The sequence below is a fragment of the Metabacillus sp. KUDC1714 genome, assembly GCF_014217835.1.
GTDB classification, from domain to species: domain Bacteria; phylum Bacillota; class Bacilli; order Bacillales; family Bacillaceae; genus Metabacillus; species Metabacillus rhizosphaerae.
This window is the reverse complement of record NZ_CP055263.1, coordinates 3840242-3853264: the sequence shown is the minus strand read 5'-3', so window position 1 is coordinate 3853264 and position 13023 is coordinate 3840242. Positions and strand designations below refer to the sequence as shown.

Below are 13023 nucleotides of genomic sequence, written 5' to 3'. Positions count from 1 at the left end.
GCCTCCTCGGCGTAAACGCCTGCGGGGTCTCACCTGTCCCGCTATTCCCGCTGGAGTCTCGCACCTTCCGCGCCAATCAACCTAAAACGTTTTTTCTTCAGGAAACTATTAAAAAAACAACAATCTTTTAGAAAAGAGCCTTATTTTTAGATTGGATTTTGTTAATTAATCCTTATGGAAGCATTTCATTGCAAAGTCGTATAACTCCTCAAATTATTGAGGATAAAAAACAAAAATCCGGCTTCCAAAAGGAAACCGGATTGATTGGTAAAATAAGGTGCCGCGATTGCCGCATCAACATTATAGAGTTTTAAACCACCACTCCTAAAAGTGGGTGTTTGCAGAAGGTTTCATATCTTCCTCTACGCAATGAAGGCTTGATATTCCGACTTCAATATAAAACTCCCTATATCAGCTTAAAGGTTAAAACTTTATAAAAAATGCGAACAGCGCAGCTTGTATTGTTATAATACTAGATTTGCTAGATGAATGCAAGAGTATTTTTATCAAATAGCTAATTTGCCTTTTTACCATCTAGATCCACTTGGATTTGGACATCTCTTAATTGAAAACTTCGCTCTGTATTCTACAAGGCATCCACTATGCGTGCATGTTGTACCATAAATTAAAGATGGACAAGACTTACATAAAGTCATTCTTTGTTCAAACAATTCATTTGAAACCATTTGGCTTTCATGTACCTTGCTTTTTGAAAGGATTTGATCAATTTCTTGTTTTTTTATGATGACGTTTCTTGTACAACTTTTACAAACATTGGTAGCCATCAGATCAACTCTTCCTTTATTGATTATCCAATTGTTAACAAAACTACTGACATTGGCGGTAAAGTAACATCTAATTGGTCATTTTCAATTGAAGCTTGAGTAAACTCAGTTGGTATAACCACTTCTGGTTGCTCGAATGTATTGTGAGCATCAATCGTATCAGCTGTAAGGATTGTACCTGTTAGGCTTGAAATTTGCTCAGCAATTCCACGAAGCTGAATTGATAATGATGCAGATTCCTTGTGATCGATATTACATAAGCTAATATTTACTTTTCCATCTTTATCTTTAGATGCTGAAACCGTTACTTGTGGCACTTCCTGGTCATTGTATTTATAGCTACCAACTGTAGCGTCAACTGATAGAAGTGTTGCATCCTGATGAACCTTGTACATATCGAACACATGATAGGTCGGTGTCAGAATCATTTTATCCCCTTCAGTTAACACCATTGCTTGTAGAACGTTTACAGTTTGCGCAATATTTGTCATTTGGACGCGATCACTATGCTTTTGGAAGATATGGAAGTGAACTGCAGCAACTAATGCATCACGAATGGTATTTTGCTGATAAAGGAATCCTGGATTTGTTCCTTGTTCAACATCAAACCATGTTCCCCATTCATCGATAATCATCCCAACACGTTTTTCTGGATCATATTTATCCATGATTGTACCGTGTTTCGTAATTAATTCGTCCATATGAAGTGCTTTTTGCATCGTAATGAACCATTCATCTTCAGGGAAGTTAGTTGCGGAGCCCTTTCCTGTCCAGAATTCACCTGGAATTGTATAATAGTGCAGGCTTAAGCCATCCATTAGACGACCAGCTTCCCGCATTAATACCTCTGTCCAATTATAATCATCTACATTTGCTCCACCAGCAATTTTATAGATTTTATTATCACCATAGTTTCTTACATATGTTTGATAACGGCGGTAAAGGTCAGCGTAATACTCAGGGCGCATATTCCCACCACAACCCCAGTTCTCATTACCTACACCAAAATATTTTACATTCCAAGGCTCTTGTCTACCATTTTCTCCACGCCAGTTTGCCATTGGAGATTCACCATCGAATGTCATATACTCTACCCATTCAGACATTTCTTGAACAGTACCACTACCTACGTTTCCACAAATATATGGTTCACAATCTAGCAATTCACATAACAGCATGAATTCATGTGTTCCAAAATGGTTATTTTCAACCACACCACCCCAGTGAGTGTTAACCATACGTTTACGTTCACTTCTAGGACCGATTCCATCCTTCCAGTGATATTCATCGGCAAAACAGCCACCAGGCCAACGAAGCACTGGAATGTTAATTTGTTTTAGTGCTTCCAAAACATCATTTCGTATTCCTTTAGTATTTGGAATCGGTGAATCTTCTCCAACCCAAATCCCTTCATAAATACACCGACCTAAATGTTCTGCAAAATGACCATATATATTACGGTTTATCGTTCCTTTTTCTACATCTGCATTAATAACGATTGAATTTTTCATCTATTAGACCTCATCTTTCTTTTATAATGTTATGAAAGTAAAGAAAGCAACGAGATTGGATAATTAATTGAAGAATGAAAGTCAATCTCGTTACACTTTTTCTGTTCTAATTATTTAAAAATAACATCGTTCCAGCGTAATTCATTTTTAAATGCATGTTTATTTGTATCATTATTTATTAGTACACATTCAATTCCAACAAGTTCAGCCCAATCTCTTAATTGTTCCGTTGTTACTTTATAAGAGAATACAGTATGGTGTGCACCACCAGCGATAATCCAATTCTCAGTACCTTCACTTAGTGATGGTTGTGGAGACCAAAGGACTCTTGCAACTGGTAGGTTTGGCAATTCAATTTCAGGTTGCACAGCATCAACTTCATTGACAACTAGACGGAAACGATGTCCTAAATCAATAATTGATGCGTTTAATGCTGCACCAGTTTTCCCATCAAAGATCATGCGAGCTGGGTCTTCTTTCCCACCAATTCCTAATGGATATACGGCAATTTTCGGTTTTGTAGCTGAAATGGTTGGACAAACTTCAAGCATATGTGAACCTAATACAAGCTCATTACCTGGTTCAAAGTGATATGTGTAATCTTCCATGAATGACGTGTCTTCATTATCTGCAACGATTTTCAATGTACGAAGCAATGCAGCTGTTTTCCAGTCGCCTTCTCCGGCAAATCCATATCCTTGTGCCATTAAGCGTTGAACAGCAAGTCCTGGTAATTGCTTCATACCATGCAAGTCTTCAAAGGTAGTTGTGAATGCTGTATAATTTCCTTCCTCTAAAAATGCTTTCATTCCTAACTCAATTCTTGCTTGGTAACGAATGGATTCACGAACAGCAGATCCTTCAACCAATCCTTCAGGTACAATGTCGTATTCTCTTTCATAATCTACCATTAGCTGATCTACTTCATGTTCCGTTACATCATTCATTCGTTGAACTAGATCACCGATCCCAAAGCCATCAACTGTCCAGCCAAGTTTAATTTGTGCTTCAACTTTATCGCCTTCAGTTACAGCCACATTGCGCATGTTATCCCCGAAGCGTGCAACTTTTAGGTGTTGACCTTCAGAAAATGCAACAGAAGTGCGCATCCAGCTACCGATTTTGCTTCTTACATCACTGTTTTCCCAATGACCAACAACAACTTTTCTTTTAACATTCAGTCTGCTGCCCATAAAACCAAATTCACGGTCACCATGTGCAGATTGGTTTGTGTTCATGAAATCCATATCAATGCTATCCCAAGGGATATCACGATTAAATTGAGTATGAAGATGTAGCATTGGTTTTTGAAGAGCTGTAAGTCCAGCGATCCACATTTTTGCAGGAGAGAATGTATGCATCCATGTGATAATGCCAGCACAATTCTCATCTGTATTTGCTTGTAAACATAATCTACGGATTGAATCTGCTTCTTTTAATACTGATTTAAATACAAGTTTATATGTAACCGAAGGGTCACGATCAAGCGCCTCTGTAATAACTCTTGAATTTGCCTCTACTTCTCTGATAGTTTCCTCTCCGTATAAGTCTTGACTTCCTGTTACAAACCAGAATTCATATGGTTTAACTGTTAACATGTTCATTTCCCCCTAGTCGATTGGATTATTGATTTACTTTTGAATCTTTTTGACCATAATACGCATTTGCACCATGCTTGCGTAGATAATGCTTATCTAGTAAGAATTGATCAATTGGATCAATTCCAGGATTCAATTGATATGTGTGTAAGGCCATTTTTGCTACTTCCTCTAACACAACAGCATTGTGCACCGCTTGCATAGCATCTTTTCCCCAACAAAATGGTGCATGTCCTGAAACTAATACACCCGGCATCGCTACTGGGTCAATTCCACCTGTTTCAAAGGTTTCAATAATGACATTTCCTGTTTCTAGCTCATATGCACGTGTAATTTCATCCTTTGTTAATGTTCTTGTACAAGGGATTTCTCCATAATAATAATCTGCATGTGTTGTTCCTAACGCTGGAATGGAGCGGCCTGCCTGTGCCCAACTTGTTGCCCAAGGTGAATGTGTATGAACAACTCCACCAATTGTAGGAAATGCTTTATAGAGTGCTAGATGTGTTGCAGTATCTGAAGAAGGACGCATGTCACCATCGACAATTTCTCCTTCTTGATTCACAACTACCAAATCTTCTACTTTAAGCTCATCGTAAGGAATACCACTCGGTTTTATGACGACAAGACCTTTTTCACGATCAATGCCACTTACATTTCCCCACGTAAACGTTACCATTTGATACTTAGGTAAAAGTAAATTTGCTTCAAGTACTTGTTGTTTTAAAGCTTCAAGCATCTTAATCTCTCCCCTCTTTTTAGAAGGGTGGAGCAGCTGGGTAAACTAGTCCACCACAAATTGGTTTGATTTATTTTTTGATTATTGTGTAATTTCAGTTTTAGCTTGAGATACGCTTGCTTTCTTGATTTTTTTCAAGTTCTTCATTACGTTGTTTTCACCACGGCCAAAGTAATCGTACAGACGTGCGTATTCCGTAAACAACTGATCATAAATTTGCGCATTTTGTTGTTTTGGTTGATAAATATCGTCTTTTAATCTAGCCATTTCTTTTGCAGCGTCTTTTATATCATCATATCCACCGCGCTCTTTCCCAGCAGCAACAGCTCCAAACATTGCTGATCCCAATGCTGGTGTTTGAGATGATGCAGATATTTTAATGTCCATTTTTAATACGTCAGAGTAAATTTGCATCATTAGTGCATTTTTCTCAGCAATACCACCACATGCATATACTTCATTTATTGGAACACCGCTATTTCTAAAAGCTTCAACAATTGTACGTGTTCCATATGCAGTAGCTTCGATAAGAGCGCGATAGATTTCTTCAGGCTTTGTAAGCAAGGTTGCCCCTAATAAAACACCTGTTAAATCGGCATCAACCAGTGTTGAACGGTTACCATTCCACCAGTCTAATGCAATTAAACCGCTTTCACCTACTTGAAGCTGAGCTGCTTTTTCCGTTAATAACACGTGAATGTTAACGCCCTTTGCTTCGGCTTCCTCATAATAGCTTGCAGGAACACAATTTTCAGTAAACCATTCAAAGTGATCCCCTACACAGGACTGACCTGCTTCATAGCCCATTAACCCAGGAATTACGCCATCTTCAACAACTCCACACATACCCGGAACAACCTTCTCCTCATCACCTAGTAAAATATGACATGTACTTGTTCCCATAATCATTAATAGTTTACCAGGCTCAGTGATCCCAACAGCTGGTACAGCAACATGTGCATCAACGTTTGCAATGGCAACTGCTGTTCCTGGATTAAGACCGATTAATTTTGCCGCTTGTTCTGTAAGCTCTCCTGCTTTCGATCCAATCGGAACAATCTCACTAGCTAATTTTTCTTCAATTACATTTTCTAAACGATCATCAAGTGCTTTAAAGAATTCTTGAGATGGATATCCGTCTTGCTTATGCCAGATTGCTTTATATCCAGCTGTACAGCTATTTCTTTTCAAATCACCAGTTAATTGATAAATAACCCAATCAGTAGCCTCAACGAATTGATCTGTTGCTGCATATATTTCAGGTGCTTCATTTAAAATCTGCCAAAGCTTTGGTACTAACCACTCAGAGGAAATTTTCCCACCATATCTTTGCAGGAATTTTTCGCCTCTTGCTTCAGCGATTTCATTTAAACGATTTGCTTCATCTTGTGCTGCATGATGTTTCCACAGCTTTACAAAACTATGTGGGTGATCCTTAAATTCTTCTGTCAAACATAAAGGTGTTCCATACGTGTTAATTGGTAAAACTGTACATGCTGTAAAATCAATTCCAATTCCAATCACATCATCAGCAGAAATTTTTGCTTGATTTAGAACATCTGGAATTGTTGTCTCCAACACTTCTATATAATCAGTTGGATGTTGCAGGGCCCAGTCGTTTTCAAGCTTTGTTTTGCCATTCGGTAAAAATTCATCCATTACTCCATGTGTATACGGTTTCACCGCAGTTGCAATTTCTTTACCAGTACCTATTTCAACCAGTACTGCTCTTCCGGATTGTGTACCATAATCAACACCAATCGAATATTTAGCCATTTGTATCCCCCCAGCCTCTTTCTATTAAACAATTAATTTTAAAATTATAAGATTAACAAGTTCATGTTTACATCATACGTACAAGTTTTGACAAAAAACGTATATTTTTTATTATAATTACGCTTACATATACTAAACTTCCCTCTAAAAACTCAACTTATACGTATAACCTTAAACTAATTTTAGCACTTATCTAAATAATTTCAATACAAATTTAACAATTCTTTTATATTTTCACCAAATTTGTACTTTTATTATGATTTTACACACAAACTCATCCTTACAAGTTAACAAAAAGCTTTACTATTAATATTTTTATTTACTTATCTATCCTTTTACCGATCATTACTTGTCCGCTTTCATCCTTACCTGTAAAAACAAGAGTTGGATTCCAGTTGCTCCAATCCCATGCCGGTAAAATAATCACGTCTCTTTTGAGTTTATAATGACTAATAAAAAACTCGTATAGATTATTGTTTAGATGCCTCCAATATCCTTTTTCATCATTAGCAATTTTTCCATTTGCAAGTAATTCAAAGGAACTGGACGAGACTTGATTATTTTCATGCTTATCTAATAAAATAACTTCCCACTTTCCTGCAACAGCCTCCTGATCGATAGCCCGCTCTTGTTCTCCTGCATAACGCTCAGGTGATACAAGCGGCCACCCGTCTTCCGTCCAAACAATTTTTCTTATATGTAAAGCGTGATGTTTTTCCGTTCTCTCACCTCTTGCATGATGGCATATGAAATATTGCTCTCCATCTTTCAATACAGAATTATGGCCTGGTCCGATCCATCCTTCTGTTTGACCAAACTTATAACCACCAAGTACTTTTATACCTGTTTCATTTGGATGGATTTCTAGATTTGTCATCACATTCCCGTTAAAATCGAGATATGGACCCTCAATTCGATCAGCCCGTGCGACGCGAATATTATAGTCTCTAAAAAGTGAATCATAAGAAACAAATAAATAGTATTTTTTCAACTCTGGATGGAAGACGATATATGGACCTTCTACTGCTGCTTCAACACTATGTGGTCGCCTAGCAATTAATTCCCCCTCGTCTGGTTCAACTAACTTTCCCGTTGTTGGGTCAATTTTAGAAAGATAAATCCCTCCAAAAAAAGAACCGTAAACCATCCAAGGTGTCCCTTCTTCGTCAAAGGTAATATTCGGATCGATCGCATTCGGTGTGTCTATACCATGTTCTGTTTTGAAAACCTCGCCCTGATCTGTCCAAGGTCCTTCAATATGCTTGCTTGTAGCTACCCCAATAAACGATTGATTTCTGCCAAATTGTGAGGCTGCATAGTACAAATAGTAGGTATCACCGTATTTTGCTACATCTGGTGCCCACAATCCTTTTGCACCCGTCCAGGCAAATGCTTCCTCTGGGATTTCCTCAAAAGCATGTCCTACCCATTGCCATTCAATTAAATCCTTCGATTTTCTAATTTGGATACCACCTGTAGGTTCACCACCAACCTTGGCATCTGTCGAAAAGACATAGTAAGTATCTCCATCTTTAATGAGAGCTGGATCATGTACATTATGAATCGTCCATCGTTCTTCTTGATTGGCTATCTCTTCATCATACAAGTTATATTTAATTGGTTCTTTTGGATAAATCATCTCAATACTCCTTCTCATTCGATAGTAATCTCATTTTCTATTCAGTCTTGCGTTTGAAGAGCATTACAGAATTTTTTTCCATCATTAAAATATATACTTTCTTAAGGGTTACTTTTTTTATTTATTATTACTAATTCAATAAGTCGACAAGCTTAATCACTTATCGACTCATGAAATAGTAGAAAATTATTAGAGAAAAATTAGTAGTGCTAACTAAATAATTGGTTCTTTTAAATTTGATTGTTGATTTCCGCTGCATACTTTCGATCCAATCAACATAGTGCCGAGCTTTTACAGATCCAAATAGTCAAGAAAATTGACTACATTATTACAAATCTAAAGAGATATTTTTAGAAGTTTAGCAGAGTGTGGTGATAGCTCATAGCTTATTTCATTACTTACCGAACCTAGATGCTTACACTTCCATAAATCCCTTAAATGCACTTGCTTTGATGAAGGCAAGTCTAATTGATTCAAATTAACAGTAACCTTCTGTTTTTCATTTCCAATATTAAATAATGCAACGTAGAGGTTTTCTTCATCTCCTTTTGCTGTCCATACAACTTTGTCATCTTGCCTATACACTTGGCGAGCACTATGGCTATTTTTATGCATATCTAGTACTTCTTCATTTGTTAATAGCGATAATGTCCACTCATCGTTATCTCTTAGTTCACCACCAAACATCAATGGTGAACGAAAGATTGACCATAACGTCATCATCGTTACCTGCTCATCCCTCGTAAATCTTGTGTAACGATCACTCGCTCCTCCATCAACCGATCGAATTCCTATATGCCCTAATGGCAGCATGTCTGCATCTGGCCAATAACCCGGTCCTATATTTTTACTCCATTTATAACAACGATCAAACATGTTATAAAGCAATTCCCAAAGATCCCAAAAATCATCGGTCATTCGCCACATATTTGCATTTTCTTCTAATAAACTTGCTTGTTCTAGTGGTGCAGGTCCTGGTGAAAGGCTTAACACCATTGGGCGACCACAACAATCAATGGCTTTCCGAATCATTTTAATTTCATCTGTATGTGCGCCGTAAAGCTTTGAATCTGCTATATCATCAACCTTAACAAAATCCACTTCCCACTCTGCATAAAGTTTGAATATAGAATCATAGTATTCTTGAGCGCCTTTTTTTGAACAATCTACACCATACATATCTGTATTCCATGGACATATCGAATTAGGTTTAGCAATGTCCCTTGCTGTTACTTCTGTTCCGAGTATTTTTGTATTTTGATGGACTGCTTGACGAGGAACTCCTCTCATAATATGAATTCCAAATTTTAAGCCAAGCCCATGTATATAATCAGCTAATGGTTTAAAACCTTTTCCATCCTTTGCTGAAGGAAACCGATTTACAGCCGGAATTAATCTTGAGTATTCATCCATCTCCAATGGAACAAAGGGACGGTATGCCGAAGAAATTGCCCCTGGTTCTGACCATTGAATATCAACAACAACATATTCCCAACCATATTTTTTCAAATTTGTTGCCATATAATCTGCGTTGCCTTTTACTTCATCTTCTCTTACTGTTGCTCCATAGCAATCCCAACTATTCCACCCCATTGGAGGCGTTAAAGCATATTGATGATGTTTCATGTTTTTCCCTTCCCTTCAGTTAAATAGGTTGTAAAAAGCTTTCATTTAGTTTGATAGGTTCTTTCCATGAAAGACTATACTTAAAGTTTAAATCTTCCAATCTATTCGCTGCCCAAAAAGATAAAACGCTTTCAAAATTGTGTGTTATTCAATGTTGGAACCTTGAATCCAATCAGTTGAACAAATAGTGTTTTGCACTAATATTATTTGTACGTACATTTAGATTAAGGAAATTCTTTTTGTTTGTCAAGATTGTATCTAGAAATTCAAACTTAACATATATTTATACGTCTCTACTAATGAATTAATAGAAAAGTTATAATGACAAGTTTTTATATTTATGAAGGAAATTCATTTACGAATTCAAAAAATTAGTGTATTCTTGCCTTATACTTCATTTTGAAGTAACTTGATGAAATCACTTTAATTTTTACTAATAATATTCAATTTAATAGCGTTTACAAAAAAATATCGGAGGACTAGTAGATATGAAAAGTGTAACAAGTTGGTATATTCGTATTGGGGAATGGGCCTTTAATTTATTTTTATTAAATATTTTATGGCTTTTCTTTTCTTTATTAGGGCTTTTTGTACTTGGAATTTTTCCGGCCACAGTAGCTTTATTTGCTGTAATGAGAAAGTTAATAATGTCAACAGAAAACGTATCTATACTTAAATTATTCTGGAAAACATTTAAAGTCGAGTTTATCAAAGCAAATATTATTGGGTATATATTTTTAATTGTAGGAGTTCTTTTGTATATCGATTTAAGAGTATTACAGCAATTAGATACCAACTTTTTCAACTTACTCATAACTATTATTACTTATATTATAGGACTACTTTATCTATTAACTTTGTTACATGTATTTCCTATTTTTGTTCATTTCAATCTTAAAACTAGAGATTATATCAAATATGCCTTTATCTTATCGATAGGTAGACCATTACAATCCTTACTTATGATCATAATATTAGGTATTATGATCGTGCTATTAATTCAAGTACCTGGATTGATCCCTGTTTTCGGGGTAAGTTTAACCAGTCTCATTATTATGAAAGTATCTTCTGGCTCTTTCCCAGAAATTAACGCAGCTTCCCCTAGCCTCAATCGTGATTAAAATAATTTATCGTTTAATAAAGATGTGTAGTTTTGCTTGATAATTAACATAGAAAACGCAATTGGAATTTACTATCAGATTCCAATTGCGTTTTTCTTTTTAGAAGTCTTATTAATCTTTTAAAGGCAAATTAAATAGCTTTTATACTATTAAAAAGTGAAAACATCAAATAGCCATTAATTTAACGATTGATGGCTATTTGATCCTGCTTTGATAGAAGATAACAATACAATTAAAAACTACATCATTCTATTTCTTTATCCCTTAACAGATCCGATCATAACGCCCTTCTCAAAATATTTCTGTAAAAATGGGTACACGACTAAAATCGGTAATGTTGAAACAATGATAACCCCATATTTGACTTGATCTGCATATCTTTGTGCATAACCACTTCCGGTACTACCTGCACCTTCAGCGAATACTTGATTTGAAATAAGGATATCTCTCAACACGATTTGTAATGGTTGTAAACTATAATCTCTAATATAAATCAAACCAGTAAAGAAATCGTTCCAATGCCAAACTAAGTAATAAAGTCCAATTACTGATATTACCGCTTTAGACAAAGGCAAAACTATTTTTGTGAAAAATTTAAAGTGATTACAGCCATCCATAATGGCAGCTTCATACATTTCATTTGGAATTGTACTTTCAAAAAACGTTCTTGTAATAATAAGGTTAAATACATTTACTGTAACTGGGTTAAAGATAAAGACCCACATTGTATCGATCATCGATAAATCTTTCATTAATAAATACGTAGGTATTAAACCACCATTAAAAAACATGGTGAATACAAAGAAAAACATTAAAGGACGTCTTGCTCTAAACTCTTGTCTTGATAGTGCATATGCTGCTGGTAATGTGAATAATAGATTTACAAACGTACCACCTAATGCGTAGATCATTGTATTTCTATATCCGATCCATATTCTTGAATCCTGAAAAATCTCTTGATATCCAAAGAGACTAAAACCTTTTGGGAATAATAACACTTTCCCTGTGGAAACAAGAGTTGAATCACTAACAGATGCAATAATGACAAAATACAAAGGATAGGCAATGACTAAGAATACCAAAGCACATACTGTGTAGATAATAATATCGAAAATCAATTCTGACTTATTTTTCGTTTTTAAAAAGCCCATGACCTTCCCTCCTTGCAAAGTATAATGAACATCTCATAATAACAGCATTTAGTAACCGATATCCGATTACCAAAGACTAATTTTTGAAGTTCTTTTTGCAATATAATTCATTAATAGCAATAAAGTGAAATTAATTAGTGTATTAAATAAACCAATAGCTGCCGCATAGCTAAACTGATTCGAAATAATACCGATTTTATAAACATACGTTTCAATTACTTCTGAAACTGGAAGGTTTAATGAATTTTGCATTAAAAATATCTTTTCGAATCCTGTACTGATGATATGACCCATATTGAGAATGAGAAGGATAATAATTGTAGGAATAATCGCTGGGATTTCTACATTCCGAATAATTTGCCACCTATTCGCCCCATCAATTTTTGCAGCGTCATATAATTGTGGATCAACGCTAGAGAGCGCTGCCAAATAAATAATACTATTCCACCCAACATGCTGCCATACATCAGATAACACGTAAACCGGTACAAATGATTTTGTAGACGCTAATAAATTTAAATCCTCAAAACCTAATTTATTGACTAAGAGACCGAGAATACCAGTATTTGGTGATAAAAGTACATTTAACAACCCAACCAATACCACGATTGAAATAAAGTGTGGTAAATAGACTGTTGTTTGGAGGATTTTTTTTCCTCGCTTCCATCTAATTTGGTTAATTAACAAAGCCAGTATTATTGGAGCTGGAAAACCTATAAGAATCGTTGTTAAACTTAGCACAACTGTGTTTTTCAATAAGTCTATAAACATATGACTATTAATAAATTGTTCGAAGTATTTTAGCCCTACCCATTCTCCACCAGTAAGTCCAGCAGTAAAGTCATATTCACGAAAGGCTAATTGAATTCCGTACATCGGAATGTAGTTAAATATAATCACACAAACAATTGCAGGAAGAATTAATAACCATAATTGATAATCACGTTTAAACGTATTAAAAATTGTCTTCTTTTTTTGCAAAGGAATGATAGGAATGTTATCCGCTTTATTGGTTTGAGAGTTTATAAAGGGCATAAAAAATTCTCCTTTATTTTTAGAAGATGCTATACCAGATAA

10 protein-coding genes and 1 other RNA gene are annotated in these 13023 nt (G+C 35.6%); 1 reads left to right on the top strand and 10 read right to left on the bottom strand.

Translation table 11 applies throughout. The features are described from left to right. Positions 1-273: 273 nt before the first annotated feature. From ssrS to HUW50_RS17640, 8 genes are all read right to left on the bottom strand, one after another. Positions 274-461, bottom strand: a non-coding RNA gene (gene ssrS, locus HUW50_RS17675) — 6S RNA. Positions 462-527: 66 nt separating this feature from the next. After that, positions 528-785 (bottom strand): DUF6171 family protein, encoded by a 258-nt coding sequence (locus HUW50_RS17670; protein WP_066331300.1) that lies wholly within the window; start codon positions 783-785, stop codon positions 528-530. A gap of 23 nt (positions 786-808) precedes the next feature. Next, positions 809-2296, bottom strand: a complete 1488-nt coding sequence (locus HUW50_RS17665; RefSeq protein ID WP_066331302.1) for an alpha-N-arabinofuranosidase — start codon at positions 2294-2296, stop codon at positions 809-811. 110 nt (positions 2297-2406) lie between these two features. Beyond that, a complete protein-coding gene (gene araA, locus HUW50_RS17660) occupies positions 2407-3894 on the bottom strand; it encodes an L-arabinose isomerase (RefSeq protein ID WP_066331304.1) in 1488 nt (495 codons plus the stop codon). A 25-nt stretch (positions 3895-3919) separates the two neighbouring features. Continuing rightward, positions 3920-4633: an L-ribulose-5-phosphate 4-epimerase gene (araD, locus tag HUW50_RS17655; protein ID WP_185653077.1), complete on the bottom strand. Its 714-nt coding sequence runs from the start codon at positions 4631-4633 to the stop codon at positions 3920-3922. An 81-nt stretch (positions 4634-4714) separates the two neighbouring features. Continuing rightward, the gene (araB, locus tag HUW50_RS17650; RefSeq protein ID WP_066331309.1) at positions 4715-6409 is read right to left on the bottom strand and encodes a ribulokinase; all 1695 of its coding nucleotides are present in this window, start codon (positions 6407-6409) and stop codon (positions 4715-4717) included. 319 nt (positions 6410-6728) lie between these two features. Beyond that, positions 6729-8048, bottom strand: coding sequence for an arabinan endo-1,5-alpha-L-arabinosidase (locus tag HUW50_RS17645; RefSeq protein WP_066331311.1), 1320 nt, complete (start codon positions 8046-8048; stop codon positions 6729-6731). 336 nt (positions 8049-8384) lie between these two features. Further along, positions 8385-9674, bottom strand: a complete 1290-nt coding sequence (locus tag HUW50_RS17640; RefSeq protein ID WP_066331313.1) for a glycoside hydrolase family 27 protein — start codon at positions 9672-9674, stop codon at positions 8385-8387. A gap of 488 nt (positions 9675-10162) precedes the next feature. Between HUW50_RS17640 and HUW50_RS17635 the strand changes: the two genes are divergently transcribed. Continuing rightward, positions 10163-10795: a YesL family protein gene (locus HUW50_RS17635; RefSeq protein ID WP_066331315.1), complete on the top strand. Its 633-nt coding sequence runs from the start codon at positions 10163-10165 to the stop codon at positions 10793-10795. A gap of 257 nt (positions 10796-11052) precedes the next feature. Here HUW50_RS17635 and HUW50_RS17630 read toward each other — a convergent pair whose 3' ends face one another. Next, entirely contained in the window at positions 11053-11946 is an 894-nt protein-coding gene (locus tag HUW50_RS17630) for a carbohydrate ABC transporter permease (protein ID WP_185653076.1), read from the bottom strand. Positions 11947-12012: 66 nt separating this feature from the next. Beyond that, positions 12013-12981 carry an ABC transporter permease gene (locus tag HUW50_RS17625; protein WP_083964591.1) on the bottom strand — a complete coding sequence of 323 codons (969 nt, stop codon included), beginning with the start codon at positions 12979-12981 and terminating at the stop codon, positions 12013-12015. Positions 12982-13023 lie beyond the last annotated feature (42 nt).

Bases quoted from the DNA above. Each gene is read 5' to 3' on its own strand.
- araD (WP_185653077.1), bottom strand. From the start codon at position 4,633: ATGCTTGAAGCTTTAAAACAACAAGTACTTGAAGCAAATTTACTTTTA.
- araB (WP_066331309.1), bottom strand. From the start codon at position 6,409: ATGGCTAAATATTCGATTGGTGTTGATTATGGTACACAATCCGGAAGA.
- HUW50_RS17670 (WP_066331300.1), bottom strand. From the start codon at position 785: ATGGCTACCAATGTTTGTAAAAGTTGTACAAGAAACGTCATCATAAAA.
- HUW50_RS17645 (WP_066331311.1), bottom strand. From the start codon at position 8,048: ATGATTTATCCAAAAGAACCAATTAAATATAACTTGTATGATGAAGAG.
- HUW50_RS17665 (WP_066331302.1), bottom strand. From the start codon at position 2,296: ATGAAAAATTCAATCGTTATTAATGCAGATGTAGAAAAAGGAACGATA.
- HUW50_RS17630 (WP_185653076.1), bottom strand. From the start codon at position 11,946: ATGGGCTTTTTAAAAACGAAAAATAAGTCAGAATTGATTTTCGATATT.
- HUW50_RS17640 (WP_066331313.1), bottom strand. From the start codon at position 9,674: ATGAAACATCATCAATATGCTTTAACGCCTCCAATGGGGTGGAATAGT.
- HUW50_RS17635 (WP_066331315.1), top strand. From the start codon at position 10,163: ATGAAAAGTGTAACAAGTTGGTATATTCGTATTGGGGAATGGGCCTTT.
- HUW50_RS17625 (WP_083964591.1), bottom strand. From the start codon at position 12,981: ATGCCCTTTATAAACTCTCAAACCAATAAAGCGGATAACATTCCTATC.
- araA (WP_066331304.1), bottom strand. From the start codon at position 3,894: ATGTTAACAGTTAAACCATATGAATTCTGGTTTGTAACAGGAAGTCAA.